The sequence below is a fragment of the Curtobacterium poinsettiae genome, assembly GCF_047226435.1.
GTDB classification, from domain to species: domain Bacteria; phylum Actinomycetota; class Actinomycetes; order Actinomycetales; family Microbacteriaceae; genus Curtobacterium; species Curtobacterium poinsettiae.
Window position 1 is genome coordinate 993,891 of the sequence record NZ_CP178434.1, and the last position, 26,333, is coordinate 1,020,223.

The 26,333-nt window shown below is 71.4% G+C and carries 20 protein-coding genes, 1 tRNA gene and 1 riboswitch; of the genes, 9 read left to right on the top strand and 12 right to left on the bottom strand.

The window, feature by feature from the left end:
- Positions 1-430: 430 nt before the first annotated feature.
- Together ACL00U_RS04685 and ACL00U_RS04690 are read right to left on the bottom strand one after the other, a co-directional pair.
- Positions 431-991, bottom strand: a complete 561-nt coding sequence (locus ACL00U_RS04685) for a YceI family protein (RefSeq protein WP_017886977.1) — start codon at positions 989-991, stop codon at positions 431-433.
- A gap of 109 nt (positions 992-1,100) precedes the next feature.
- Positions 1,101-2,033: a hypothetical protein gene (locus tag ACL00U_RS04690; protein ID WP_071251204.1), complete on the bottom strand. Its 933-nt coding sequence runs from the start codon at positions 2,031-2,033 to the stop codon at positions 1,101-1,103.
- 464 nt (positions 2,034-2,497) lie between these two features.
- On the opposite strand from ACL00U_RS04690, the gene ACL00U_RS04695 reads away from it, so the two are divergent.
- The gene (locus ACL00U_RS04695; RefSeq protein WP_056073081.1) at positions 2,498-3,502 is read left to right on the top strand and encodes an aldo/keto reductase family protein; all 1,005 of its coding nucleotides are present in this window, start codon (positions 2,498-2,500) and stop codon (positions 3,500-3,502) included.
- 183 nt (positions 3,503-3,685) lie between these two features.
- Positions 3,686-4,480, top strand: coding sequence for a polyprenol monophosphomannose synthase (locus ACL00U_RS04700; RefSeq protein WP_159557643.1), 795 nt, complete (start codon positions 3,686-3,688; stop codon positions 4,478-4,480).
- Positions 4,481-4,665: 185 nt separating this feature from the next.
- Here the strand turns inward: ACL00U_RS04700 and treZ are convergent, their stop codons facing one another.
- From treZ to glgX, 3 genes are read right to left on the bottom strand one after another with little or no spacing between them, the layout of a single operon-like run.
- Entirely contained in the window at positions 4,666-6,420 is a 1,755-nt protein-coding gene (gene treZ / locus ACL00U_RS04705; RefSeq protein WP_412873875.1) for a malto-oligosyltrehalose trehalohydrolase, read from the bottom strand.
- Positions 6,417-8,915, bottom strand: a complete 2,499-nt coding sequence (gene treY / locus ACL00U_RS04710; protein ID WP_412873876.1) for a malto-oligosyltrehalose synthase — start codon at positions 8,913-8,915, stop codon at positions 6,417-6,419. Before treY ends, treZ begins: the two co-directional genes overlap by 4 nt.
- Positions 8,912-11,143 (bottom strand): glycogen debranching protein GlgX, encoded by a 2,232-nt coding sequence (gene glgX / locus ACL00U_RS04715; RefSeq protein WP_214519963.1) that lies wholly within the window; start codon positions 11,141-11,143, stop codon positions 8,912-8,914. Before glgX ends, treY begins: the two co-directional genes overlap by 4 nt.
- A 128-nt stretch (positions 11,144-11,271) precedes the next feature.
- Here glgX and ACL00U_RS04720 point away from each other — a divergent pair, with 128 nt between their 5' ends.
- The 4 genes from ACL00U_RS04720 to ACL00U_RS04735 all read left to right on the top strand — a co-directional run bounded on the left by ACL00U_RS04720 (position 11,272) and on the right by ACL00U_RS04735 (position 15,623).
- Positions 11,272-11,592 carry a hypothetical protein gene (locus tag ACL00U_RS04720; RefSeq protein ID WP_027464636.1) on the top strand — a complete coding sequence of 107 codons (321 nt, stop codon included), beginning with the start codon at positions 11,272-11,274 and terminating at the stop codon, positions 11,590-11,592.
- 82 nt (positions 11,593-11,674) lie between these two features.
- Positions 11,675-11,786, top strand: a riboswitch (TPP riboswitch).
- The gene (locus tag ACL00U_RS04725; protein ID WP_412873877.1) at positions 11,781-12,419 is read left to right on the top strand and encodes an ECF transporter S component; all 639 of its coding nucleotides are present in this window, start codon (positions 11,781-11,783) and stop codon (positions 12,417-12,419) included. Its footprint overlaps the riboswitch before it by 6 nt.
- Before the next feature lie 17 nt (positions 12,420-12,436).
- Positions 12,437-14,974, top strand: a complete 2,538-nt coding sequence (locus ACL00U_RS04730; protein ID WP_412873878.1) for an ATP-binding cassette domain-containing protein — start codon at positions 12,437-12,439, stop codon at positions 14,972-14,974.
- A complete protein-coding gene (locus tag ACL00U_RS04735) occupies positions 14,967-15,623 on the top strand; it encodes a hypothetical protein (protein ID WP_082509683.1) in 657 nt (218 codons plus the stop codon). Before ACL00U_RS04730 ends, ACL00U_RS04735 begins: the two co-directional genes overlap by 8 nt.
- A 69-nt stretch (positions 15,624-15,692) precedes the next feature.
- Here ACL00U_RS04735 and ACL00U_RS04740 read toward each other — a convergent pair whose 3' ends face one another.
- A complete protein-coding gene (locus tag ACL00U_RS04740; protein WP_412873879.1) occupies positions 15,693-17,087 on the bottom strand; it encodes an MFS transporter in 1,395 nt (464 codons plus the stop codon).
- Between the two features lie 102 nt (positions 17,088-17,189).
- Between ACL00U_RS04740 and ACL00U_RS04745 the strand changes: the two genes are divergently transcribed.
- Together ACL00U_RS04745 and ACL00U_RS04750 are read left to right on the top strand one after the other, a co-directional pair.
- Positions 17,190-18,611: an LLM class flavin-dependent oxidoreductase gene (locus ACL00U_RS04745; protein WP_274007119.1), complete on the top strand. Its 1,422-nt coding sequence runs from the start codon at positions 17,190-17,192 to the stop codon at positions 18,609-18,611.
- Positions 18,608-19,873 (top strand): acyl-CoA dehydrogenase family protein, encoded by a 1,266-nt coding sequence (locus ACL00U_RS04750; protein WP_194590212.1) that lies wholly within the window; start codon positions 18,608-18,610, stop codon positions 19,871-19,873. Before ACL00U_RS04745 ends, ACL00U_RS04750 begins: the two co-directional genes overlap by 4 nt.
- A 36-nt stretch (positions 19,874-19,909) precedes the next feature.
- Here the strand turns inward: ACL00U_RS04750 and ACL00U_RS04755 are convergent, their stop codons facing one another.
- The 6 genes from ACL00U_RS04755 to ACL00U_RS04780 form a co-directional block, all read right to left on the bottom strand.
- Positions 19,910-20,254, bottom strand: a complete 345-nt coding sequence (locus ACL00U_RS04755) for a metallopeptidase family protein (RefSeq protein WP_194590427.1) — start codon at positions 20,252-20,254, stop codon at positions 19,910-19,912.
- A complete protein-coding gene (locus ACL00U_RS04760; RefSeq protein WP_412873880.1) occupies positions 20,254-22,422 on the bottom strand; it encodes an acyltransferase family protein in 2,169 nt (722 codons plus the stop codon). Before ACL00U_RS04760 ends, ACL00U_RS04755 begins: the two co-directional genes overlap by 1 nt.
- Positions 22,423-22,530: 108 nt before the next feature.
- A tRNA-His gene (locus ACL00U_RS04765) sits at positions 22,531-22,606 on the bottom strand.
- Positions 22,607-22,681: 75 nt separating this feature from the next.
- Positions 22,682-23,320, bottom strand: coding sequence for an oligoribonuclease (gene orn, locus ACL00U_RS04770; RefSeq protein ID WP_274007123.1), 639 nt, complete (start codon positions 23,318-23,320; stop codon positions 22,682-22,684).
- 865 nt (positions 23,321-24,185) lie between these two features.
- Positions 24,186-25,427 carry an MFS transporter gene (locus ACL00U_RS04775; protein WP_262160243.1) on the bottom strand — a complete coding sequence of 414 codons (1,242 nt, stop codon included), beginning with the start codon at positions 25,425-25,427 and terminating at the stop codon, positions 24,186-24,188.
- On the bottom strand, positions 25,424-25,873 hold the full coding sequence (locus tag ACL00U_RS04780) for a MarR family winged helix-turn-helix transcriptional regulator (RefSeq protein ID WP_161598163.1): 450 nt from the start codon (positions 25,871-25,873) through the stop codon (positions 25,424-25,426). The genes ACL00U_RS04775 and ACL00U_RS04780 overlap by 4 nt, the downstream gene beginning before the upstream one ends.
- A 166-nt stretch (positions 25,874-26,039) precedes the next feature.
- Between ACL00U_RS04780 and ACL00U_RS04785 the strand changes: the two genes are divergently transcribed.
- Positions 26,040-26,330, top strand: coding sequence for a hypothetical protein (locus ACL00U_RS04785; RefSeq protein ID WP_042538564.1), 291 nt, complete (start codon positions 26,040-26,042; stop codon positions 26,328-26,330).
- Positions 26,331-26,333: the final 3 nt, after the last annotated feature.

Here is a 26,333-nt window from a genome sequence, read left to right on the forward strand (position 1 = left end):
CCTGTTCGTCGTGCGGGCGGTGCGGGTGGTGGTGGTGGTGCCTTTCGTGCAACTCGGGGTTCGGCGTGCGGATTCCCCGGCGGCCCCTGCGCGCCCCACGGTACGCGGGCTCGCGGCCGCGGCGCGTGCCCCCGCCGGTCCCGCTCCCTCTCGCGGTCCCGCGAGCGGGCGAAATACCAGGAGCGCCACGGGGATCGGCAGGGTGTTTCGCCCGCTCGTGGGTGGCGCGCCGTGGCATGGGTGCACAGGCCGACGAGCGGGCGAAATGTCAGGCTCATGAGGGCGATGGTCCGGGCATTTCGCCCGCTCGTGGTCGGCAAAGAAGCGCGGGAACGACGAACGCCCCGACTCCGTCGGGAGTCGGGGCGTTCGTCTCGGGTTCGGGTGGTGCCGTTCGGTGCCCTCAGTGGGGCGACGAGTACGAGGAGGCTCAGGCCGCCTGGAGGACGAACTGGACGTCGAGGTTGATCGTGACGTCGTTGCCGAGCGTGAATCCACCGGCCTCGAGCGCCGCGTTCCAGTTCACACCGAACTCGGTGCGGTCGATCTTGGTGGTCGCCTCGGCGCCGAACTTGACCTGTCCGTAACCGTCGGTGGTGAATCCGCCGAGCTCAGCCTTGAGGACGACGGGCTTGGTGACGCCGCGCAGGGTCAGGTCGCCCGAGATGTGCAGGTCGTCGCCCTTCGCCTCGATGCTCGTGGAACGGAAGGTGAGCTGCGGGTGCTCCTCGGTGAGGAAGAAGTCGCTCGTCTTGAGGTGCTGGTCGCGCTGCTCCTGACCGGTGTTGATCGACGCGACGTCGATGCTGGCCTCGACGGTCGACTCGAGCGGGTTCTCGGCGGTGACGACGGTGGCGTCGAACGTCTCGAACTTGCCCTTGACCTTGCTGATGGCGAGGTGGCGGACCGAGAAGGTGACCTCCGAGTGGGTCGGGTCGATCTTCCAGGTGCCGGTCTGGTAGCCGGGAACGGTGTCAGCGGTGAGCGTCATGGTGGTCCTTCTTCCGAACGAGAGTCTGCGGTGCGACGCGTTCCATGCGCCTGCATCGAGTTGATACTACGACAGTGTGCACCGTTTTGGTTGAAGCGTCAACCATTGTTCACCCAAGTGTCGCAAACCGCGTGTCGTGGGCTCCTCGGGCACCGACGTCGAGCAGCCGACGGATGCGGTTGACGAAGCGCTCGACTCCGTGCGCAAGGTCGTCCGCCGTCACCCTGACGAGCCACCAATCGACGTCCTTGAGGTGCTCACCGCGCGTGAGGTCCTTGCGGAAGCTGGCTGGATCGGTGCGGTGCAGATCGCTCTCGTACTCGATCGCCACCCTGGCCTCGGGGTACGCGAGATCCACGCACGCGATCCACTCCCCGTCGACGACGACATCGTGGTTGAGCGCGGGTTCCGGGAGTCCGCGGCGGAGCAGCGCCAGCCGTGTCCTGGTCTCTCCCGGCGACCGAGAACCCTGCCGGATCTCTTCGAGCGCGAGGCGGAGCTTCACGATCCCGCGGATGCCACGCCGCCGACGGACAGCCAGAGCGAGTTCGTCGAGCGTTGCCCAGCCGAGCCACCCGACGAGTGCGTCCCCGGCGACGATGAGTTCGTCGAGCGTCAACATCGAGCCGAGCGCGACGAAGGTGTCGGCAGGTGTGGTGAGCGGCACACCTCGGGCGATCGTCGCCCGGACCGACCCGTACCGCGCTCGATGGCCGACCGTGCCACGAACCCGGAGCGCTTGGTCGGTGCCGATCGTCGTGACGTGCAACCGCTGATCACGTTCGAGGCGACGGGGGAGGGGGACGCCGATGACCGCTGCGGCGGTGACGTGACTGAACACCTGATCGGGGCGGAGTCGAGGAGCGAGTGCCCGAGCACGTTCGTCCACGGATTCCGGGGGGAACGCGGACCGGATGCCGTGGAACGGTCGGACGAGGTCGCGTGCGTCGAGGCGACCACGCGAGACCCCGCGGTGCAGCGCGTCCCGCACCCGGAAGGAAGCGTCACGGAGTGCCATCGGGAGCCGGCGTCTGGCGGTCATCTCCACATCGTGGCCGCGAGCTGACGGTGCGGACGGGAGTCGCGCCTCCATTGTGGATCGTGACCGCGCTCGTGCGGTTGTGGAGGGATGGCGACACCGTCGAACGGGCGAAACACCGGGCGCATCCCGCCGTCGCACGCCGGTGTTTCGCCCGTTCGCGGGGTTCGCGGGGTTCGCGGGGTTCGCGGGGCTCGTCGGCGGGGCCGTTGGACGGTTCGGGAACTGGCTCCCGAGGGATCGCCCGAAGCGCTCTCACGGCGAGCGGGCGAGATGTCCCGGTGCGTCGTCGAGGACACCTGGGCATTTCGCCCGCTCGCCGATCCTGCTCGCCGATCCCACCGCCCGGCCGCGCCGCCCGGCCGCGCCGCCGCGCCGCACCCGCACCCGCACCCCCGCCCCGCCCGCGCCCGACAGGCACTCGCGGGACCCCTCACGTGCGCGCTCACTCCAGTAGCGTCGGGACCATGGAATTCAGGTACCTGGGCAACTCCGGACTCAAGATCTCCGAGATCACCTACGGCAACTGGCTGACGCACGGCTCGCAGGTCGAGAACGACGTCGCCACCCAGTGCGTTCGGGCAGCGCTCGACGCCGGCATCACCACGTTCGACACTGCGGACACGTACGCCAACACCGCCGCCGAGACCGTCCTCGGCGAGGCGCTCAAGGGCGAGCGGCGCCAGTCCCTCGAGGTCTTCACGAAGGTCTACTGGCCGACGGGCCCGAAGGGGCACAACGACGTCGGCCTCAGCCGCAAGCACATCATGGAGTCGATTGACGGCTCGCTCGAGCGGTTGCAGACCGACTACGTCGACCTCTACCAGGCGCACCGCTACGACTACGAGACCCCCCTCGAGGAGACGATGCAGGCCTTCGCCGACGTCGTCCGTCAGGGCAAGGCGCTCTACATCGGCGTCAGCGAGTGGACCGCCGAGCAGATCCGCGCCGGCGCCGCACTCGCCAAGGAGCTCGGCTTCCAGCTCATCTCGAACCAGCCGCAGTACTCGATGCTGTGGCGGGTCATCGAGGGCGAGGTCGTCCCGGCCTCGAAGCAGCTCGGCCTGTCGCAGATCGTCTGGTCGCCCATCGCGCAGGGCGTCCTGACCGGCAAGTACAAGCCCGGTCAGCCCCTGCCCGAGGGCTCGCGTGCCACGGACGAGAAGGGCGGCGCCGACATGATCAAGCGGTTCATGCGCGACGAGGTCCTCGAAGCCGTGCAGCGCCTGCAGCCCGTCGCGGACCAGGCCGGCCTCACGCTCGCGCAGCTCGCGATCGCGTGGACCCTGCAGAACGAGAACGTCGCCTCGGCGATCGTCGGCGCCTCGCGTCCGCAGCAGGTCACCGACAACGTCAAGGCCGCCGGCGTCAAGCTCGACGCGGACGCCCTCGCGGCGATCGACGAGGCACTCGGCGACATCCCGGAGCGCGACGCGTCCAAGAACGTGTCCCCGTCGTCGCGCCCCGCGTAGACGCGACCGACCGACGGACGGGAGGCCCGGTGCCAGCTGGCACCGGGCCTCCCGTCCGTCCCGGTGCGGGTGCACCCCGCCGTCACCCAGACGAGGACCGGTCTCGCTGATCAGGTTCGCAGCGCGCTCTTCGGAGGACCGCAGCCGCCGTTCGGTACATTCGGGTGGAGCACGAGGAGCACCATGAGCGAGACCCTGGTCATCATCCCGACCTACGACGAAGCCGAGAACGTCCGGCCCATCGTCGAACGCACGCTGGCCGCGACGGACGACACGGTGCACGTGCTCGTCGTCGACGACAACTCACCCGACGGCACCGGCGACATCGCGGACGTCATCGCGACCGAGACCGACCGTGTGCACGTGCTGCACCGCACCGTCAAGGACGGCCTGGGCGGGGCGTACCTGTCCGGCTTCGCGTGGGGCCTGGAACACGGCTACGCCAAGCTCGTCGAGATGGACGCCGACGGCTCCCACCACCCCGAGTACTTGCCGTGGATGCTCGAGCTCGCGGACTCCAACGACCTGGTGCTCGGCTCCCGCTGGGTCAAGGGCGGCAAGGTCGAGAACTGGCCCTGGTACCGGCTCCTGCTGTCCCGCGGCGGCAACCTGTACACCCGCCTCGCACTCGGCATCGCGGTGCGCGACGCCACCGGCGGCTTCCGGGTGTTCACCTCGAAGGCGTTCGAGCGGATCGACCTCGCCGGCGTCGCGTCGAAGGGGTACTGCTTCCAGGTGGACCTCTGTTGGCGCGCCCTCGAGGCAGGCCTGCGGGTCGTGGAGACCCCGATCACGTTCACCGAGCGGGAGTTCGGTGTCTCGAAGATGAGCGGCAACATCGTCCGCGAGAGCCTGGCGCTCGTGACGAAGTGGGGCATCGACCGTCGCATCCGTGAGACCCGCTCCCTGGTCAAGGACCACCGCAAGCTGCCCTCCGTGCGGAAGAACGCGCACGCGGTGGCCGACCACGCGGCCTGAGGCCACGAACACACGAACACACCAACGCACGAACGGCGACGAAACCAGGGGGTTCGTCGCCGTTCGTGTGTGCGGGACTGCGGCTCGCGCAGCACGCGGACGCGCGGCTCGCGCAGCACGCGGACGCGCGGCTCGCGCAGCACGCGGACGCGCGGCTCGCGCAGCACGCGGACGCGTCCGGGCGGCTAGCGCAGCACGACCACGCCTCGGCCGCGGAACCGGACGACGCCGGCATCGACCTCGGTCGCCCCGAAGCCGTAGAGCTCCTCGCCCACGGCATCGGGCACGGGGACCTCGGCAGCGTCATCGGCGAAGTTCACGACGACGTGCACCGGCGTGACGTCGGGGCCGAGCAGTCCGCGTGTGAGCACGAGCCAGCGACGGTCCTCACTGAAGCGGACGGCGTTCGCCTCGTACCGGTGGTCGACGAACGCCTGGTCGGTGCGACGCAGGGCGATCAGCACCCGGTACGCGCGCAGGATCGCCGCACCGCGCTCCGAGCTGACGTCGGCCCAGTCGAGCTTCGAGTTCGTGAACGTCGTCGGGTCCTGCGGGTCCGGCACGGCGGACTCGTCCCAGCCGTGCTCGGCGAACTCGGCGATGCGCCCCTCGGCGGTGGCCGTGCCGAGCTCGGGCTCCGGGTGCGAGGTGAAGAACTGCCACGGTGTCGAGGCCGCGAACTCCTCGCCCATGAACAGCATCGGCGTGAACGGCCCGAGGAGCGTCAGGGCTGCGGCGATCACGAGCCCCTCGTCGTCGAGGGTCGCGGCCAGCCGGTCGCCGGCGGCCCGGTTGCCGATCTGGTCGTGGTTCTGGTTCGCGACGACCAGGGCCGTCGCGGGGGAGGTCCCACGGTCGATCGGTCGGCCGTGCCGCTTACCGCGGAACGACGACCAGGTGCCGTCGTGGAAGAAGCCGTCCTGGAGGACCTTCGCCAGCGCCGAGAGCGGAGCGAAGTCGGCGTAGTAGCCGTTCGTCTCACCGGTGAGCGCCACGTGCACGGCGTGGTGGAAGTCGTCGGACCACTGTCCGGCGAGGCCGTACCCGGCGGCCTCGCGCGGCCGGAACATCACCGGGTCGTTGAGGTCGGACTCCGCGATGAGCGACAGCGGACGCCCGATGAACGACGAGTAGGCGTCGGTCTCGTCGGCCATCGACGCCAGCACCTGCGGGCGGGTGGTGTCGCGGATCGCGTGCACGGCGTCGAGCCGGAGCCCGTCGACGTGGTGGTCGCGGAACCACATGCGCACGTTGTCGAGGACGTACCGACGGACCTCGGGGTGCTCGACGTTCACCGAGTCGCCCCAGGTGTTGCCGAGCCCGGCGAGCAGGTAGGGGCCGTACAGCGGCAGGTAGTTCCCGCTCGGGCCGAGGTGGTTGTAGACGACGTCCTGGATGACACCGAGCCCCAGCGCGTGCGCCGTGTCGACGAACCGGTCGTAGGCGTCCGGGCCGCCGTACGGCGCGTGCACGGAGAACCAGCCGACCCCGTCGTAGCCCCAGTTCCACTCGCCGTTCACCGCGTTGACGGGGAGCAGTTCGACGAACTCGACCCCGAGCTCGACCAGGTGGTCCAGCTTCTGGGCGGCGGCGTCGAGCGTGCCCTCGGGCGTGTAGGTGCCGATGTGCATCTCGTAGATCACGGCGCCGCGGGCCGGGCGTCCGGTCCACGACTCGTCGGTCCACGCGAACCGAGCGGGGTCGACGACCTCGGACGGGCCGTGCACGCCCTCGGGCTGGTACCGGCTCCGGGGGTCCGGTCGGACCGCGTCGTCGTCGCCGATGCGGAACCCGTACCGGGCGCCGACCACCGGCATCACGGCGTCGGTGGACCACCAGTCGTCGGTGCCCCTGGTGAGCGGGTACTCGACGTCGTCGACGACGAGCCGGACCCGCTCCGGCTCGGGCGCCCAGACGGCGTAACGGTCGGGTGCGGTCATGCGTGACCCTCCAGGATGTCGATCTCGGCCTGCGCGTCGGACTCGGTGGCGTCCGTCGTGCCGGCGGCGGGCCGGGAGGCACCGCTCGCGTCGGACACGGCGGTCACCGCGTCGGCGTGGCCGGCTGCACCGACCGCGTCGGCGGGCACGAGCAGCGCGACCGGGTAGGTGGTGAGCAGGTCGGCCAGCGCGATCCCGCGGTCAGCGGGGACGTGTCGGCCGGTGAGCAGGTCGATGCGCTCGACCGGGACGGCGTGCACCAGGGTGTCGCCCCAGCCGCCGACCCGGCCGAGGCCGATCGGCAGCCGCGTCGCGATCGTCACGGCACCGCCGCGGTCGAACGCGATGACGTGGTCGGCCGCGCTTCCGGTGGCCTCGAGCTCCAGGTACCGGGTGAACAGCTCCGGGTGGTCCCGTCGGATCCGCAGTGCGCGGGTCGTGACCAGGAGCTTCGCGGCTCCGTCGATGCCGATGGTCGGCAGGTCCTCGGGGCCGTCGTCGTCCGGGCCGTCGAGTTCGGCGAGCACGTGACGCCGCTCGGCGTAGTCGACCGGGCGTCGGTTGTCGGGGTCGACCAGCGAGCGGTCCCAGAACTCGGTGCCCTGGTAGACGTCGGGGACGCCGGGGGCGGTGAGCTGGACGAGCTTCTGGGCGAGACCGTTCGACCACCCGGCAGCGTCGATCTGCCCGTCGAGGGCGTCGAGCACGGCGACCACGTCCGGGTTGTCGAACGCGGCGTCGACGATCGCGTGCATCTGCTGCTCGAACGCCTCGTCGGGCTCGGTCCACGTGGTGCTGTCCCCGGCTTCGCGGGAGGCCTTCTCGGCGTAGGCGTGCAGACGTTCGCGGCTGGCGGGCCGCGCGCCGACGATCGCCTGCCAGAGCAGGTCGGCGAACACGCGGTCCCGCAGCGGCACGAGCGACTGCAGCCGTTCGAGCGTGGCGGCCCACTCGTCGCCGAGCTCGGCCAGCACGGCGATGCGGGCGCGGGTGTCCTCGCTGCGCTTCGTGTCGTGCGTGGTGAGCGTCGTCATGGTGTGCGGCCAGCTGCCCAGCCGTTCGCGCTGTGCCTGGTGGAAGTCCGCCACCGAGACCGCGAAGACGCTCGGGTCGCCGCCGACCTCGCTCAGGGACGACAGGCGCGAGGTGCGGTAGAACGCGGTGTCCTCGACGCCCTTCGCCATCACCATGCCGCTGGTCTGCTGCAGTCGGAGGGCCGCGGCGTTCGTCGGGTCGACGAGTGCCGGTGCGATCCGGTCGATGACGTCGTCGAGGTCCGGTCGGGCTGCGGCGGCGCGCTCGAGCGCGGTGATCAGGTGGTGGGCGCCCTCGGGCAGGTACGTGCGGTACACGTCGAACGAGGCAACGACCTCGGCGACCGCGTCGACGATCCGCTCGTGCGTGACCGTCTCCGTGACGGCACTCGGTGCGAGCAGGCGTGCGAGCCGCTCGACCTCGCTGCCGAGGATGCCGTCCGCGATGCCCCGTCGGGTGTCGTGCGTGAGCTGCTGCCAGTCGGTCGGTTCGGCGCCCGACGCCGCGGTCAGGGACTGTTCGCCCGCCGGGTCGACGAACACGCGGTCGAGCACCCCGAGGGCGTCGTACCCGGTGGTGCCGTCGACCGGCCACGAGCTCGGCAGCTGCTCGCCGGGCTCGAGGATCTTCTCGACGAGGGTGTAGGCCCCGCCGGTCAGCTCCGCCAGGTCCTGCAGGTAGCCCGCCGGGTCGTACAGCCCGTCCGGGTGGTCGATGCGCAGGCCGTCGACGAGCCCGTCGCGGAACCAGCCGCCGATGACCGCGTGCGAGGCCGCGAAGACCTCGGGCTCCTCCACGCGGATCGCCGCGAGGGTGTTCACCGCGAAGAACCGGCGGTAGTTCAGGTCGTGGTCGGCACGCTTCCAGTGCACGAACGCGTAGTGCTGGCGCTCGTGCACGGTCTCGACGGTGTCGCCGTCGTGCACCGTGCCCGGCGCCGTCGGGTAGGCGGTCTCACCGACGCGGAGCACCGGACGCTCGGCGTCGGACGTGTCCAGCGTGATCGCGTCGAGCAGCCGGTCGTCCAGCACGGGGACCCGGAGCTTGCCGTCGCCGGCTTCCCAGTCCACGTCGAACGCCCAGGCCACGGGCGAGCCCTGGCCGAGTTCGAGCAGGGACCACCACCACGGGTTCGACTCGGGGGTCGCGACACCGACGTGGTTCGGCACCACGTCGACGATGACCCCGAGGCCGACGGCGTGCGCGGCCTCGGCCAGCGCCCGCATCGCCTGGTCGCCACCGCGGTCGGTGTCGACGCGGGTGTGGTCGACCACGTCGTAGCCGTGGTTCGACCCGGACTCGGCTTGCAGCACGGGCGACAGGTACAGCCAGTCGGCGCCGAGGTCGTGCACGTAACCGACCAGGTCGCGCGCGGCGTCGAGGTCGAAGTCGGCGGAGACCTGCAGGCGGTACGTCGACGCGGGCACGCGGTTCGCGGCGCCGGGCGTTCCGGCGGTCATCGGGCGGTTCCGCTCGGTGCGGTGGACCCGGCCGGGTTGACCGTGGTGACGGCGTCCTGCGGTGCTGCCGGTTCGGTGGCACCGTCCTGTTCGGCGTCGACCGGGGTGCTCGTGACCTCGTGGTCGGGCTCGGCGCGGAGCACGATCATCGACCGTGCGGGGACGTCGAGCGGGGTGCCCGCGTCGAGCACCTCGTCACGGGCGCCGGGGTCCGCGGTGTCGATCCGGACGGTCCAGCCGGGGGAGTACTCCTCGGGCGGCAGCGTGAAGGTCACGACGTCGTCGTGGGCGTTGAAGTACGTGATGAAGCCGACGTCGGTGACGCGCTCACCGCGGGCATCGCGGCCGCGGATGCCCTCGCCGTTCAGGTACATGCCGACGCTCTTGCCGAAGCCGGAGTCCCAGTCCTCGGGGTCCATCGCGTCGCCCGAGGGGGTCAGCCACACCACGTCGGGCAGCGGCTCGCCCTCGCCACGACGGACCGGACGGCCGTTGAAGTACCGGGTCCGGCGGAACGTCGGGTGGTCGTGCCGCAGCTTCACCACGTCGGCGGTGAACTGGATGAGGTCTTCGTCCGCGCTGTCCCAGTCGATCCAGCTGAGCTCGGAGTCCTGCGCGTAGACGTTGTTGTTGCCCGACTGCGACCGACCGAGTTCGTCGCCGTGCGCGAGCATCGGCACACCCTGGCTCAGGAGCAGGGTCGCCAGGAAGTTCCGGCGGCGCTGCAGCCGCAGGGCGTTCACGGCCTCGTCGTCGGTCGGGCCCTCGGCGCCGGAGTTCCACGACCGGTTGTGGCTCTCGCCGTCGTTGTTGTCCTCGCCGTTGGCCTCGTTGTGCTTCTCGTTGTAGGCCACCAGGTCGTACAGCGTGAAGCCGTCGTGTGCGGTGATGAAGTTGATGCTCGCCTTGGGCGTGCGACCGTCGTGCTCGTACAGGTCGGCCGAGCCCGAGATCCGGGACGCGAACTCGCCGAGCGTCGACGACTCACCGCGCCAGAAGTCACGGACGGTGTCGCGGTACTTGCCGTTCCACTCGGACCACTGGGGCGGGAAGTTGCCGACCTGGTAGCCACCGGGGCCGACGTCCCACGGCTCGGCGATGAGCTTGACCTGCGACACGATCGGGTCCTGCTGGACCAGTTCGAAGAAAGCTGACAGGCGGTCGACCTCGTAGAACTCGCGCGCCAGCGCCGACGCCAGGTCGAAGCGGAACCCATCGACGTGCATCTCGGTCACCCAGTAGCGGAGCGAGTCGAGGATGAGCTGCAGCGAGTGCGGGTGCCCGACGTTGAGCGAGTTCCCCGTGCCCGTGTAGTCCATGTAGAACTTCTTGTCGTCGTCGACCAGGCGGTAGTAGGCCGCGTTGTCGATGCCGCGGAACGACAGCGTCGGGCCGAGGTGGTTGCCCTCGGCGGTGTGGTTGTAGACGACGTCGAGGACGACCTCGATGCCGGCGCGGTGCAGCTCGCGCACCATCGTCTTGAACTCCTGGACCTGCTGGCCCTGGTCGCCCGACGACGAGTACGCCGAGTGCGGCGCGAAGAAACCGATCGTGTTGTAGCCCCAGTAGTTCGACAGCCCCTTGTCCTGCAGGGTGGAGTCGTTCACGAACTGGTGCACCGGCATGAGCTCGAGCGTGGTGATGCCGAGGCGCTGCAGGTGCTCGATGACCGCGGGGTGGGCGACGCCGGCGTAGGTGCCGCGCTGCTCTTCCGGCACGTCCGGGTGGGTCTCGGTGAGGCCCTTGACGTGTGCTTCGTAGATGACGGTCTCGCCGTACGGCGTGCGTGGTGGACGGTCCCCCTGCCAGTCGAAGAAGGGGTTGATCACGACGCCCTTCATCATGTGCGACGCGGAGTCCTCGTCGTTGGTCGAGTCCGGGTCGCCGAACGTGTACGAGAAGAGCGACTGGTCCCAGTCGATCTCGCCGCTGGTCGCCTTGGCGTACGGGTCGAGCAGGAGCTTCGACGGGTTGCAGCGCGCGCCGGAGTCCGGGTCGTACGGGCCGTGCACGCGGAAGCCGTACTCCTGCCCGGGGCCGATGTTGGGGAGGTACGCGTGCCAGACGTAGGCGTCCACCTCGAGCAGGCGGACGCATTCTTCGTTGCCGTCGGAATCGAACAGACAGAGTTCGACGCGCTCGGCGACCTCGGAGAACAGCGCGAAGTTCGTGCCGCTCCCGTCGTAGGTCGCCCCGAGCGGGTACGGGTTTCCGGGCCAGGTGTGCAAACGGTCCTCCAGGTGTGGGTGCGGCCAACATATCGGCGGCACTCGTCCGCGTCCGCAGACAAGCCCCAGCTGTGGATGCGTGAGGCGCCCCGCGGCCTGTTGAGGAACGGACGAGTAGCGTCGCGCGCATGGCCAACATCGTCTCGAAGATCGCAGACCAGGTCCGCCCGCTCGGGGTCTCCACGAACTACGGAGAACCCGTCGAGGTCGGCGACCAGACCCTCATCCCCGTGTCCGTCAGCTGGTTCGGCTTCGGTGGCGGCGGGGACGACGAGAACGGTGGCGGCGGTGGCGGCGGCCTGTCGGCCCCCGTCGGCGCCTACGTCCGTCGCCCGGGCAAGGACCTGGTGTTCGAGCCGAACCCGATCTCACTGATCGTCGTGGGCATCCCCTTCGTGTGGGTGGCCGGGCGTGTCCTGCGCAAGCTGGTGCGCGCGCTCAAGAAGTGACCACCTGACGCAACGGGAGGCCCGTGGCGACGCCGCCACGGGCCTCCCGTCCTTCACGCGGTCGCGACCGCGTCTAGACTGCTGGCACACACACGGGAGTCCGGGACCGCCGGGCTGAGAGGGAGCGATCGGCGCTCCGACCGTCGAACCTGATCCGGATCATGCCGGCGCAGGGAGGAGTCAGCAGCATGCCTTCAGGCACGTCAACAACCGTCACCACCGCTCCGCGGCGATCGCTGCGCTGGCGGGTCGTCGACATCGTCGTCGCGAGTGTGCTCGCGGTGGCACTCGGCGTCGTCTTCCGGCTCTGGGAGTTCGGCTACGAACCCATCAGCGCCGTGATGGACCTCGTGCTCCCCGGCACGAAGGCCCTGTTCGGCGGGGTCTGGCTGCTCGCTGGCCCGATCGTCGCGATCATCGTCCGGAAGCCCGGCGCCGCGCTCTACGGCGAGATGGTGGCCGCGTCGGTCGAGGCGTTGTTCGGCACGCAGTGGGGATGGCTCACCCTCGAGGCCGGGCTGGTCCAGGGCCTCGGCGCCGAGATCGTCCTCGCGCTGTTCCTGTACCGCGTCTACCGCCTGCCGGTCGTCGTCCTCGCCGGTGCCGCTGCCGGGCTCGCGCTCGGCATCAACGACACCGTCCTCTGGTACCCGGGACTCAACGTCGCCTTCAAGGTCGTCTACGTGATCTGTGCCGTCATCTCCGGTGCCGTGATCGCGGGAGCGGGCTCCTGGCTGATCGTGCGGGCACTCGCCCGCACGGGGGTGCTGTCGTCCTTCGCCGCCGGCCGCGAGCACAGCCGTCGCGAACCCCGCGCCCTGGTGTGACCGTGCCCGCTCCGTCGGTGACGCCCTCCTCTGCCGGTGGCGACGCCGGTGCCGGTGCCGGTGTCGGCGTCCGCGGGGCGCGCATCGTGTTCCGTGGCTGGGGCTGGCGGTACGCGGAACGGGACGCCTGGGCCGTCCGCGGAGTCGACCTGGTCGTCGAGCCGGGGGAGCGCGTGGCCGTCGTCGGACCGTCCGGGGCCGGCAAGTCGACGCTCCTGCGAGCCGTCGCCGGCGTGCTGCCCGACGAACCCGACGCCACCGACGCCACCGCGGCGTCGGTGCAGGGGACACTCCTGGTCGACGAGTCCGACCCCCGCGCGGTCCGCGGGCGTGTCGGCCTCGTCATGCAGGACCCCGAGGCGCACACCGTGATGTCCCGCGTCGGCGACGACGTGGCCTTCGGCTGCGAGAACGCCGGTGTCCCCCGCGAAGAGACCTGGGACCGGGTGCGGTCCGCGCTCGACGTCGTCGGCCTCGACCTGCCGCTCGACCGCTCCACCGCGCAGTTGTCCGGCGGGCAGCGGCAGCGGTTGGCGCTCGCCGGCGTGCTCGCGATGCGGCCCGGTGCGCTCGTGCTCGACGAGCCCTGCGCCAACCTCGACCCCGAGGGTGTGGCGCAGGTGCACGACGCCGTCCGGGCACTGCTCGACGACACCGGGGCAACCCTGCTCGTGGTGGAGCACCGGATCGGCACCTGGCTCGACCTGGTCGACCGGCTCGTGCTGCTCGAACCGGCGGGCGGCGTCGTCGCGGACGGTCCGCCGGCGCAGGTGCTGGCGACCCACGGCGAGGCGCTCACCGCGGCCGGGGTCTGGGTGCCCGGTGCCGAGCCGGAGCGCGGTTCTGCGCGGGGGCAGCGTGCGGCGGGACGAGCGGGCGAAATACCCGGGTCGCCCGGCGGGGTGACTGCGGCATTCCGCCCGCTCGGCGAAGGGGCGCTCGGCGCGGGCGAGGGGGCGCGCGGGGCGGGGACCACGGTGCTGCTCGAGACGCGGGGACTCGGCACGGCACGGGGGAAGCAGCCGGTCGGGAACGGCATCGACCTCGGGCTCCGAGCCGGGCAGGTCCTCGCGGTCACCGGACCGAACGGTGTCGGCAAGTCGACGCTCGGTCTGACCCTCGCGGGCTTGCTCCCACCGGCAGCCGGTGAGCTCCACGCCACGGACCTCCTGGCCGACGGCATCGGCACGACGCCCCACACCTGGACGAGCCGCGAACTCGCGGCCCGGATCGGCACGGTGTTCCAGGATCCGGAGCACCAGTTCGTCGCCCGTTCCGTGCGCGAAGAGGTCGAAGCCGGCCCCCGCGTGCTCGGTGCGCCCGATGCCGCCGAACGAGCCTCCGCGCTGCTCGACGAGTTCGGGCTCGCACACCTGGCCGACGCCAACCCGTTCACCCTGTCTGGCGGCGAGCAGCGACGACTCGCGATCGCCTCGGCCATCGCGGCCCGTCCGCCGGTCGTCGTGCTCGACGAACCGACCTCCGGGCAGGACCGTGCCACGTGGCAGGCCGTCGTGGGGCGCCTCGGAGCACTCGCCGATGCCGGCACCGCGGTGGTGGCGGTCACCCACGACCGCGACCTCGTCCGGGCACTCGACGCCGACGAGGTCGTCCTCGGGCCGGACGGCGCGCGATCCGTCGGGCGCGACCAGGGGCCGTCGGACGGGGCCATCCCGGAGACGGGACCGACAGCCGGGAACCGCCCCGGGCCTCCAGACCGGACCGCCGGGACGCACCGGACCGCCGACACGGACCGGACCGCCGCGACCGACGCGTCGGACCCCACGCGACGACCGCTGGCCGCGCGCGCGACCGGCATCCCCGGCGTCCAGCCCGTCGCCTCCCTGATCGGCGTGCTCGCACTCGGTGTCTGCCTGGTGCTGAGCCTCGACGTCGTCTCGGCCGCCGTCGCCCTGGCGCTCGAACTCGCGCTCCTGCCGCTCCTGCGCCTGCCGGTCCGGACACTGCTCTTCCGACTCGCACCGGTGCTGGTCGCGGTGCCGCTGACGGCGGTGAGCATCGCGCTGTACGGCAGACCCTCGGGTCGGGAGTGGTTCGACCTCGGGTTCGCGCACGTCACCGACGGATCGCTGACGCTCGCGCTGGCGACTGCGCTCCGGGTCCTCGCGGTGGGGGTGCCAGCCATCGCGCTCTTCGTGCGGGTCGACCCGACCGACCTGGCGGACGGGCTCGCGCAGGTGCTGCGGCTGCCCGCGCGTTTCGTGCTCGGGGCCCTCGCCGCCGTCCGGATGATGACGCTGCTCGTCGACGACTGGCGACAGCTCGCGATGGCCCGGCGTGCCCGGGGACTGGCGGACTCCGGGAGGCTGCGCCGCGGAGCGACCATGGCGTTCGCGCTGCTCGTGCTCGCGCTGCGCCGGGCGACGACCCTGGCGGTGGCGATGGAGTCACGCGGGTTCGGCGCTCCCGGACGGCGGACCTGGGCGCGGGTCGCGCGGTTCGCCGGGCCGGAGTGGGCGACGGTGGCGGTGCTGGTCGGCATCGGCGTGGTGTCGATCGCCGTCGCGGTGAGCACGGGGACCTGGCGTGCCTGACGCGGAACGTGCCACGGGCACGACGGGCAGAGCCGGCACGACGGGCGGGGCCGGCACGACCGGCGGGACCGGCACGACCGGCGGGACCGGCACGACCGGCACGACCGCGGGGACCGGCACGACCGCGGGGGACCTCGCCCCGGGCCTCGCTGCTGCTGCCGCCGGTGTCGCCGCCGCCACGGGCCACCGTGCCATCGTGCTCATCGATGGCCGGTCCGGCACGGGCAAGACGACCCTCGGCGCGCAGGTCGCGGAACAGCTCGGAGCGCAGCTCGTGCACCTGGACGACCTCTACCCGGGCTGGGACGGCCTGCGAGCGGCTTCGGACGCCCTGGTGACCGACGTGCTCGGAGCGCCGAGCGGCTACCGACGATGGGACTGGGACGCCGACGGACCCGCGGAGTGGACGTCGGTGGACCCCGACCTGCCGATCGTGGTGGAGGGCTGCGGGGCGTTGTCGCGGGTGTCGGCACCGCTGGCGTCGCTGCGTGTGTGGCTCGAGGCCGACGACGCCGTGCGCTGGGACCGGGCGATCGGACGCGACGGCGAGGTCTTCGCACGCGAGTGGGACCGCTGGGCCGCGCAGGAGCAGGCCTTCATCGCCGCCGAGGACCCGGCCGCCCTGGCCGACGTGGTCCTGCGGACGTAGCGCCCTGCGGCGGCCGCGAGTCACGCGTCCTCGGACAGTTCTCGGGCTACGGAAGGCGAGAACTGTCCGTCAAGCCGAGACTCGGCCCGCGCCCGCGCCCCCGCCCGCGCCCGCGTCCGCGCCCGCGCCGCCCGCCCGCCGCGCCACCGCGCGCGGATCCACCGCGAACACCGCCGCCACGATCGTCAGCACCGCGTACACCCCGAGGTACCCGCACAGGATCCACGGCGAGCCACCGCCCAACTGCACGAACACCGCGGCCAGCAGCGGCGTCAGCCCCACCGAGAAGATCGACCCGATCTGGTAGCCGAGCGACATCCCCGAGTACCGCCGCCCGGTCGGGAACTGCTCCGCGAACCACGCCGCCTGCGGGCCGTAGATGCTGTCGTGGAACACGCACATCCCGATCAGCGCCACGAGCGGCAGCAGCACGAGGGGCCCGGCGTCGAGGAACGCGAAGAACGGCCAGATGAGCACCGCGATGCCCACAGCCGACCAGATCGTGAGCACCCGCCGCCCGACCCGGTCGGACAGCCACCCCCAGAACGGCGTCGACACGAGCGACACCGCCGAGATCACGAGCACGGCCCGCAGCCCCGCGTCCGAGCCCGACGGCCCCCGCACGTTGCCGAGGTAGGTCAGTGCGTACGTCGTCAGGATCGAGTACAGCGCCGGTTGCACGAGTCGCAGGCCCGCCGTCACCAGGATCGACCGCGGGTGCTGCCGGATCGCCTGCCACACCGGGAACCGTTCGACCCCACCCGAGGCACGCAGCTCCTGGAACACCGGGGCGTCCTGCACGCCGAGCCGGATGACGAGCCCGACCGCGACGATCACGGCGGAGAACAGGAACGGCAGCCGCCAGCCCCAGGCCAGGAACGCCTCGGTGCCGAGCAGCGACCGCACGAGCGTGAAGACCCCGGTCGCCAGGAGCATCCCACCGGCCGACCCCATCTGCGTGAACGCCCCGAACAGCCCGCGGTGCCGTTCGGGCGCGTGCTCGACGGACAGCAGCGCCGAGCCGCCCCACTCGGCTCCGGCCGCGACACCCTGCAGCAGCCGCAGGAACACGAGCGCCACGACGGCGCCGACCCCGATGGTCGCGGCGGACGGGATCACCCCGATCAGCGTGGACGCGATGCCCATCAGCACCAGCGATGCGACGAGCAGCTTCTTCCGCCCGATCCGGTCGCCCAGGTGCCCGGCGACCACCCCGCCGAGCGGCCGCGCCACGAACCCGACGCCGTAGGTCGCGAACGATGCGATCACCCCGACCGCGGGCGTGACGGACGGGAAGAACGTCGGTGCGAACACCAGCGCCGAGGCCGTCGCGTAGAGGTAGAAGTCGTAGTACTCGACGGTCGTCCCGATGAACGACGCGAGCGCGACCCGACGACGGGTCGCGCTGGTCGACGGTGCGGCGGGACGGCCGGGAGGCGCGGTGACGGTGGTCTGGCTCGGCATGCCTCAGGAGCATGGTCGCGTCCACTGCGCCGGGGAACACCACGCGTAACGTGAGGTCACGTCGCTGTCGGCGGGCGGTGCCCGCCGACCACGATGGGTCGCATGAGCGATGCACCGAACCGCCCGCTGCGCTTCGCGGCCTTCGTCATGAACACGACGTCGCACATCCAGCACGGCCTGTGGCGGCACCCCGACGCTCGGCAGGCCGACTTCGACGACGTGACGCTGTGGACCGACCTGGCGAGGACCCTCGAGCGCGGCAAGTTCGACGCGGTGTTCTTCGCCGACGTCGTCGGCACCTACGGCCCCGGTCGCGGCGACTACTCGACCAACCTGCGCGAGGGGCTGCAGATCCCCTCGAACGACCCCTCGGTGCTGCTCTCCGCGCTCGCCGTGTCGACCGAGCACCTCGGGTTGGCGTTCACCTCGAGCGTCATCCAGGCGCATCCGTTCGACTTCGCCCGCAAGGTCTCCACGCTCGACCACATCACCCGGGGTCGCATCGGCTGGAACGTCGTCACGAGCGCCCTCGACAGCGCCGCCCGGAACTTCGGCGCCGACCGGCTCGAGGAGCACGACGAGCGCTACGTCTGGGCCGAGGAGTACCTCGAGGTCTGCGCGAAGCTCTGGGAGGGATCCTGGGACGACGGCGCCGTCCTGAAGGACCCCGTCCGCGGCTACGCCGACCCCGACAGGGTGCACCGCATCGACCACCACGGCGCCCGCTACGACGTGCAGGGTCCGCACCTGTCGGCACCGTCACCGCAGCGGACGCCGGTGCTGTTCCAGGCGGGGTCCTCGCCCGCCGGCCGAGCCTTCGCGGCCCGGAACGCCGAGGCCCAGTTCATCCTGACCTCGAACCGTGACGCCACCGAACAGCTCATCCGGGAGACCCGCGACCTGGCCGCGGCCGCCGGCCGGCGGCGCGACGACATCGCGTTCTTCCTCGGCCTGACCTTCGTCACCGGCTCGACCGAGGCCGAGGCGAAGGCCAAGGAAGCGGAGATCGACGAGTACCTGGCCGCCGACGGGTTCCTGGTGCACTCGAACCTCGGCTTCGACGCGGACACCGGCGAGCCCCTCGACCCCGACACCCCGCTGTCCGAGGTCCGCACCCACGCCGGGCAGTCGCACCTGCAGTGGCTCCGCGAGGCCGCCGGGGACCGCGAGCCGACCATCGCCGACCTGGCCCGCCTGTCCGCCAAGCTCCGCGCCCGGGTCGTCGGTACGCCGGAGCAGATCGCCGACGAGCTCGCCGACTGGCAGCGGGTGGGCGTCGACGGCGTGAACGTCATCAACTGGACGCTGCCCGGCTCCTACGAGGAGTTCGTCGACCACATCGCACCGACCCTGCAGGAGCGCGGGTTGATGCAGTCCGAGTACCGCGAGGGCACCCTGCGCGAGAAGCTCTTCGACCACGCGCAGCTACCGGACTCGCACCCGGCCCGGCAGTGGCGCGGGGCGTTCTCCGGTGGCGCGAGCGGCGTCGCGGACGCAGCCCGTGCGGTGGAGGTGCCCGCATGACGGACGCGACGACGACCGACGGGCGCACGCCGGGCCTCCCGGCCGACCGTCTGTCGACCCTGCGCGACCGCTTCGCTCCCGTGTTCGCGATGATCCGCGACGGCGCGGTCGAGCGTGAGCTGGCGTCCGGGAAGCCGGGCGACCGGCCGCTGCCGCACGCCGAGGTCCGGGCGCTCGCCGACGCGGGGTTCGGGCGGTTGCGCGTGCCGGAGGACCGCGGTGGCTTCGGCGTGACGCTGGTGGAACTCGCGCACCTGGTGGCGGACCTGGCGGCGGCGGACTCGAACATCGCGCACCTGTGGCGGGGACACTTCGGGTACACCGAACTGGTGCTGTTGCGGCCGCACTCCGCGTCGCGCGACGAGTGGCTCCAGCGCATCGTCGGCGGCGCGATCATCGGGAACGCGACCTCGGAGCGGACCGGGACGACGCTGGCCGACATCTCGACCACGGTGACGCCGGCTGGTGATCTCCTCCGCCTCGAAGGGCGGAAGTTCTACTCGACCGGCACGCTCTACGCGGACTGGATATACCTGGCGGCGGACCGCGACGGGGAGCGCGTGACGTTCGCCGTGGACGCCTCCGCGCCGGGCGTGAAGAGCATCGACGACTGGGACGGGTTCGGGCAGCGGCTGACAGCGTCCGGCACGACCGTGTTCGACGGGGTGTCGGTCGACCCGTCGGTGGTGTCGGCGTACCGGGACGCTCCGCTGTCGCACATCCAGGCCTTCTACCAGCTGTACCTGCTGGCGGTCCTCGCCGGGATCGGGCAGGCGGTGTCCGACGACGCCGTGGCCTTCGTGCGACCACGGACCCGCACGTACATCCACGCCAACGCGGCCGTGCCGGGCCAGGACCCGCAGGTGCTCGCGGTGCTCGGGCGACTGTCGGCCGGCGCGTTCACCGCCCGGTCGCTCGTCGCCGCCGCCGCGGAGCTGCTCGACGGGGTCGTCGCGACGAACGAACCCGGGGTCGGCGTCGACCGCGTGCTGCTCGACGCGGCCGAGAACGCCGTGTACCAGGCGCAGGTCGAGATCGGGCCGCGGGTGCTGCGGTCGGCGTCCGAGCTGTTCGAGGTCGGCGGGGCGTCGGCGGCCGACCGGACGCGTGCGCTCGACCGGCACTGGCGGAACGCGCGGGTGGTGGCGTCGCACAACCCGGCGGCCTACAAGGAGCGGCTCGTGGGGGAGTACGCGCTGCACGGGCGGGGGCCGGTGGGGGCGTGGGAGAAGTACCACGAGGTGGGGCCGACGCGGTTCTGAGGTGCGGGTGCAGGTGCGCGGGTGCGTCCCTGGCCGCTACGCCCAGCCGAGCTCGTGCAGCCGCTCGTCGTCGATGCCGTAGAAGTGCCCGATCTCGTGCACGAGGGTGGTGTGCACCTCGTCCTTGAGCTCCTCGACGGTGTCGCACTCGGCCAGGTGCTGCTTCCGGAACACCACGATGCGGTCGGGCAGCTCGCCGAAGCCGTACTGCCCGCGCTCGGTGGCTGCGATGCCGTCGTAGACACCGAAGAGCTCTTCGCCGTTCTCCGGTTCGTCCTCGACCACGAACACCACGTTGTCGAGCCCGTCGACCATCTCGTCGGGGAGCAGGTCGAGTTCGTCGGTCACGAGTCGCTCGAAGGCCTCGGCGGACATCTCCATCACGGGGTCGATGGTCGCACACCCGGCAGGATGTCCTCCTTCCGGAGCAGGTCGAGCAGCGCCGGCGCCGATGCCTGTGAAGCCTCCGGTGTGACGTGGACCGGATCGAAGCGGGTGAGGACGTTCCCGATGAGCAGCGGGCAGGTGCCGAACGAGCACCAGAGGGGGGTCGTGTCGAGCACCGTGGTCTCGTCGACGTCGTCGAGCAGGGTGGTCAGGGAACGCATCTGGGCGCGGGCTGTCGCATCGCCTTCTCGGCAGTCCTGTGGCCCCCGGGTGCCGGCGACACAGCCGGTCGGCGCGTACCCCGGCGGGGTGGCGGGTACGACGACGACGCGGCCGACGTGCGGTCGGGCGGCCTCGATGATCGCCTTGACGCCGGATTCGTAGGACTCTCGCGTGATCCCTTCGAGGCTCGGGTCTTCCTTGTCCCAGAACCGGTTCGTCACGACCAGGACGTCCGGGGTCGTCCGTTCGAGCTCGGCGAGCACCTCCGCGTTGTGGGCGGCGCAGGTGTCGACGTCCGAGGTGAGCGCCGTCGTGGAGAAGGGGCAGCCGATCTGTGCGCCGTTCCGGACCTGCACATCGGCGTCGGGGTCTTCTGCGAGCGCTCTCCACCCCGGCGCCGAGAACGCACCGGTGGAGTCGCCAGTGAGCATCACGGACGTCCCCGGAGCGGCGCCCCACGTGCACGAGTCCGCGCGCCAATCGGCACCGATCACCGAGCACCCGAGGGTGGGCGCCCAACTCGAGGTCTTCGTCAGGGAGTCTGCGTAGCCAGGGGCGCTGATCGCCTCGGCACTCGGCGTCAGGTCGTCCGGCCACGATCGCGCGCCCAGCCCTGCTGCGATGGCGTCGGCGCGGGCTTGCAGCGCCGGGAACGAGTCGTCGGCGGCGAGGTCGGTGTCGTCCCCGGCGGCGGGTGCGGCAGCGGGAACCGGTGGGAGCGGGCGGAGCCGCTCGGCGGTTCCCGAGACGGTGACGAGGGTGAGCACGGTCAGCGCGGCCAGCGCGCCGACCTGCAGTCGCAGACGGTGTTCCTGGAGCGTGGCGCGGAGGCCGCGGTGCCGGAAGGCGGTCTCCACCGTTGCGTAGCTCGCGATCGACGTCAGCAGTGCGAGGACGACCGCGATGCCGACGGGAAGCGATGTGAAGAGGGGCAGCAGGACGATGAACGGCCAGTGCCAGAGGTAGAGCGAGTAGCTCACCGTCCCGAGTCCGACGAGGGGACGCCAGCGCAGCGGTGCCGCTGCCCAGGCCGTGCGGGTGGGTGCGGGACCAGAGCTGGAGCGGGAGCTGGCGCCGGCTCCGGTTCCGGCTCCGGCTCCGGTTCCGGCTCCGGCGACCAGGATGAGCGCGGTACCGAGCGTCGGGACGAGTGCGAGCGGTGCCGGCATGCCGAAGGTCTCCCGCCCGAGCAGGACGGACGCGGCGATCGCGCCGAGTCCGATGACGACCATGCACTCCGCGACCCACGGGCGGACCGACCGGGCACGGTGCACAGCGATCGCGGCGAGGACACCCACGCCGAGCTCCCATGCACGCGTCGCCGTCGAGAAGTACGCGGAGGCAGGGTCGACCGCAGCAGCGACGAAGGCCCACGCGAGAGAGCACACCGTGAGGCCGCCGATCACGACGGTTGCACGTGCCGAGCGCCCGACGGTTCGATCGTCTCGGCGTGCGCGACGCCCGAGCAGGAGCAGCAGGAGGACCGGGAGCACCAGGTAGAACTGTTCCTCGACCGCGAGGGACCAGAAGTGCTGGAACGGTGAGGCGGCTGCCGTCGCCGCGAAGTAGTCGGTGCCCGCTGCTGCCAACCGCCAGTTCTGCACGGCGAGCACGGAGGCGACGGCATCGGCGGCGACCGAAGCGAACCTGCTCGTCGGCAGGAGGACCCAGGCCGCAGCCGTGGTCACGAGGATCACGAGGAGGGATGCCGGCGCGAGCCTGCGCACGCGGCGGGCGGCGAAGGCCCGGAGGCGGATCCGTCCGGTCCGCCCGTGTTCACGCAGCAGCCCTGCGGTGATGACGAACCCGGAGATCACGAAGAAGACGTCGACGCCGAGGAACCCACCGCTCGGCCAACGGAACGCATGGTCGAGGACGACCACGGCGACGGCGATCCCACGGAGGCCCTGGATGTCTGGTCGAAAGGATCGGGTCTGCACTGATCTACAATATACAGAAGTACATATTTTACACAAGACCCGAACATGTTCGCGGAACGACGAAGGCCCCGGTCCAACGGACCGGGGCCTTCGTCTGTTCTTCAGTACTGGGGTGAATAACGGGTCTCGAACCCGCGACCTCCTAGACCACAACCAGGCGCTCTACCAACTGAGCTATATCCACCATGTTCGAACCGGCGGACCGGCGCGACCACTCAATAGTAGTACATGCGGGACGGGGTGCGGACCACCCGTGTCGCTACTCGGCCGTGGGCTGCGCCAGCCGCGACTCCCACTTCGCCACGACGCCGGCCTGCACGGCGCGCACGTCGTCGGTGCTCGGGCCGGGCTCGGCGACGAAGCCGGCGCGGCGGTAGTACTCGAGCTCGCGGATCGACTCGAGGATGTCCGCGAGGGCACGGTGCCCACCGTGCTTCTCCGGCGCGTTGAAGTACACGCGCGGGAACCAGCGGCGGCAGAGTTCCTTGATGCTGGACACGTCGACGCTGCGGTAGTGCAGGTGTCCGTCGACGCGCGGCATGTACTTCGACAGGAACGCCCGGTCGGTGCCGATCGTGTTGCCGGCCAGGGGCGCGGAGCCCTCGGCGGGGACGTGCTCGAGGATGTACTCGAGCACCTGGTACTCGGCGTCCGCCAGGCTCACGCCGTTCGGGATCTCCTCGATGAGGCCCGAGGTGACGTGCATGTTCGTCACGAACTCGTTCATGTTGTCGAGCGCCGATTGGTCCGGCTTGATGACGATGTCGAACCCGGGGTGCACGGGCTCGAGGTCGAAGTCGGTGATGACCACGGCCACCTCGACGAGTTCGTCGACCTCGAGGTCGAGGCCGGTCATCTCGCAGTCGATCCAGACGAGGCGGTCATTCGCGGTTGCCATGTCCTCGATCCTATTCCCGCCCTGCGTGCCTCCCGTACGGGCCGCGGGCGGGGGGGGGGGGGGCGTGCGTGCCCGTGCCCGTGCCCGTCATCCCGTCGGCCCGTTCCGTGGGTCCGATCCGCGAACGGGCGAAATGCCCGGGTCGCCCTCCGGACGCACCCGGGTGTTCCGCCCGCTCGTCCGGGACACGAAGCGCAGGCGGTACACGCGACCGGCTGGAGGACCGTCACGACCCCGGCAGGCCGCCCCGCGCCTCCAGTCAGCTCGTTCCACCCGTCTGCCGCGGCGCACGCGCTCGGACTTGCGTCCCCACCACGAGCGGGCGAAATGCCCCGGCCGCTCCTCGGGCGGGCACGGCATTTCGCCCGCTCGCCGACGGCGGCGGCGCTCCGGTTGCTCCGTCACGCCTTCGCCCGCTCGCGTGCTCGCGTGCTCGCGTCCAGCCGAGCGGGCGAAATGCCGGGCCCGCTGGGCGGACGCACCCGGATGTTCCGCCCGCTCGGCCGTGAGGTGAGCCGACAGCGCTGCCGGCGACCGCCTGGAGGCCCGGGCGGCCCCGGCGGGCTGCGTCGCGCCTCCAGGCGGTTCGTTCCACCCCGCCTGCCGCGCGTTCCCGCCGGCCGCTCGAGTCCTCCCCGAGCGGGCGGAATGCCCGGGTCGCCCTGCGGACGAACCCGGGCATTTCACCCGCTCGGGGGAAGGAGAAGGAGGAACGGGTACGCGGGTGCACGGGCGAGCGGGCGCGCAGATGCACGAACGGACGAAAGGCCGGAGTGCCCACGGGGGACACTCGGGCATTTCGCCCGTTCGCGGGAGAAGCGGGGCGAGCGGGGAGCGTCCGCGTGGCGGTGGACCCGCCCCGCCCCTAGACCATCTCGCCGGCGGTGATCGCCTCGGCCTCGACGCGCTCGGGCTCGGCACCGTCGTCGACGCGGCGCAGGACCCCGGTGGTGCAGAGGATCACGACGAAGGCGACCGCGACGGACGCACCCGCGAAGACGTACGCCGCCGAGGGGGAGTACGCGTCGGCGAGCAGGGTCGCGACGGGCGGGGCGATGGCGCCGCCGATGAAGCGGACGGCGGAGTAGGCGCTCGAGGCGACCGAGCGGGGGAGGTCGGTGGCCTCCATGACGCACTCGGTCAGCACGGTGTTCAGGACACCGAGCACGAGGCCGCCGATGACGACGCAGACGATCAGGCCCACCTGCGACCGGACGACGAGCGCGGCGGCGAACAGGTCGAGTGCGAGCAGGGGCAGCGCGATCTTCAGCACGGTCGTCCTGCGGAGCCGGGCGGTGAGCATCGGGGCGACCCACACCGACGTGATCGCGAGGCCGACACCCCAGCCGAAGAAGGTGAACCCGATGCCGAGCGCGCCGAAGCCGAGCGGGAACGGCGTGTACGCCAGCAGGACGAAGAAGCCGATGTTGTAGAACAGTGCGGTCGCGGCGAGTGCGGCGAGCGCGGGACGACCGAGAGCGCGGAACGGTGCGGAGAGCTTGGTGGGTGTGGGCTTCTCGAGACTGCCGGTCTTGAGCAGGGCGACGATGGCGATGAACGCGACGGCCATCAAGGTGGTCACGCCGAAGAACGGGCCGCGCCAGCTCACCGAGCCGAGCAGGCCTCCGACGAGAGGGCCGACGGCGATGCCGAGGCCGAGCGCTGCCTCGTACAGGATGATCGCCGAGGCGGTGCCGCCCGACGCTGCCCCGACGATGGTCGCGAGCGCGGTGGAGATGAAGAGCGCGTTGCCGAGGCCCCACCCGGCGCGGAAGTCGATGATGCTCCACACGCTGTTCGACGTCGCGGCGAGGACCGAGAAGACCACGATCAGGGCGAGTCCGATGAGCAGGGTGCGCTTCGCGCCGATGCGGCTCGAGACCCAGCTCGTGAAGAACATCGCGACACCGGTGACGGCGAGGTAGCTCGTGAAGAGCAGCTCGGTCTGCGCCGGGGTCGCCTTCAGGGACGCGGCGATCGCGGGGAGGATCGGGTCGACGAGGCCGATGCCCATGAACGCGACGACGCAGGCGAAGGCGATCGCCCAGACCGCGGACGACTGCTTGAGGATGGAGCCGGACCGGCCGGCGGGTGCGTGGGCGTTCACGCGGGGATCTCCGTTCCGTTGGGGGTTGTCCGGGTGCGCTGGGCGATCAGGTCCGCCGCATGGTGCAGGACGTCCCAGTCGTCGTCGGTCAGGTCGGCGAACAACGGGCCGACCGTGCTGGTGAGGGTGGAACGCCAGGCCGCGAGCCGGTCGCGGCCGGCGTCGGTGAGTTCGATGAGCTGCCCGCGGGAGTCGTCGGGGTCGACGCTGCGGCTGACCAGACCGTCGGCGAGCATGCCGGCGACGAGCCGGGTCATCGTGGGCTGCGCCACGCGCGACGCGGTGGCCAGCTCGCCGAGCCGCAGGGGCTCGTCGGTCTCGAGGATGCCGAGTGTGCGCCAGACGGCGGTGGAGGACGTGTTGCCCGTCGACTGGACGGCGCGGCGGATCAGGCGGTTGACGGAGACGAGGAGGGTCTCGATCGTCTGCTCGCGCGGTGTTTCCATAGCGGAACTATATAGCGATGCTATGCATTCCGCAACGGCGGCGACCGGGGCGCAACCGGCGAAGACCGCCGTGCAACGTGCGAGGGCCGCCGCGCAACCGGCGAGGCCCGCCGCGCAAGCACGGGCTGAACAGACTGCCCCAGCCGCCGCCTGGTAGAAGGGACGCATGAGCGACATCACCATCCACGAAGGCGACGAGTACACCGCGATCTTCCACGGCGGCCCCTTCGACGGCACGACCGACACCCGCACCGCCACGAGCGACGCGCTGGACAACGAGGTCACGGTGTTCGCCGACGTCGAGGGCCTGCAGACGGCCTTCACCTACCGCGCCACCAAGTCCCGCCAGGTGCTCGACCAGATCTCGGTCGAGTTCACCTACGAGCCGAGCGAGTCCGACCCCGTGGACGACCTGCAGGACCGCGGCGACCGCAGCGGTGAGTTCGACCGGGAGTAGAAC

What these genes read in the sequence shown, in the direction of transcription:
- ACL00U_RS04690 (WP_071251204.1), bottom strand. Translation starts at nt 2,033, where the DNA reads ATGACCGCCAGACGCCGGCTCCCGATGGCACTCCGTGACGCTTCCTTC.
- ACL00U_RS04755 (WP_194590427.1), bottom strand. Translation starts at nt 20,254, where the DNA reads ATGGAGATGTCCGCCGAGGCCTTCGAGCGACTCGTGACCGACGAACTC.
- ACL00U_RS04740 (WP_412873879.1), bottom strand. Translation starts at nt 17,087, where the DNA reads ATGCCGAGCCAGACCACCGTCACCGCGCCTCCCGGCCGTCCCGCCGCA.
- orn (WP_274007123.1), bottom strand. Translation starts at nt 23,320, where the DNA reads ATGGCAACCGCGAATGACCGCCTCGTCTGGATCGACTGCGAGATGACC.
- ACL00U_RS04725 (WP_412873877.1), top strand. Translation starts at nt 11,781, where the DNA reads ATGCCTTCAGGCACGTCAACAACCGTCACCACCGCTCCGCGGCGATCG.
- ACL00U_RS04745 (WP_274007119.1), top strand. Translation starts at nt 17,190, where the DNA reads ATGAGCGATGCACCGAACCGCCCGCTGCGCTTCGCGGCCTTCGTCATG.
- treY (WP_412873876.1), bottom strand. Translation starts at nt 8,915, where the DNA reads ATGACCGCCGGAACGCCCGGCGCCGCGAACCGCGTGCCCGCGTCGACG.
- ACL00U_RS04720 (WP_027464636.1), top strand. Translation starts at nt 11,272, where the DNA reads ATGGCCAACATCGTCTCGAAGATCGCAGACCAGGTCCGCCCGCTCGGG.
- ACL00U_RS04785 (WP_042538564.1), top strand. Translation starts at nt 26,040, where the DNA reads ATGAGCGACATCACCATCCACGAAGGCGACGAGTACACCGCGATCTTC.
- ACL00U_RS04780 (WP_161598163.1), bottom strand. Translation starts at nt 25,873, where the DNA reads ATGGAAACACCGCGCGAGCAGACGATCGAGACCCTCCTCGTCTCCGTC.
- treZ (WP_412873875.1), bottom strand. Translation starts at nt 6,420, where the DNA reads ATGACCGCACCCGACCGTTACGCCGTCTGGGCGCCCGAGCCGGAGCGG.
- ACL00U_RS04750 (WP_194590212.1), top strand. Translation starts at nt 18,608, where the DNA reads ATGACGGACGCGACGACGACCGACGGGCGCACGCCGGGCCTCCCGGCC.
- ACL00U_RS04695 (WP_056073081.1), top strand. Translation starts at nt 2,498, where the DNA reads ATGGAATTCAGGTACCTGGGCAACTCCGGACTCAAGATCTCCGAGATC.
- ACL00U_RS04700 (WP_159557643.1), top strand. Translation starts at nt 3,686, where the DNA reads ATGAGCGAGACCCTGGTCATCATCCCGACCTACGACGAAGCCGAGAAC.
- ACL00U_RS04685 (WP_017886977.1), bottom strand. Translation starts at nt 991, where the DNA reads ATGACGCTCACCGCTGACACCGTTCCCGGCTACCAGACCGGCACCTGG.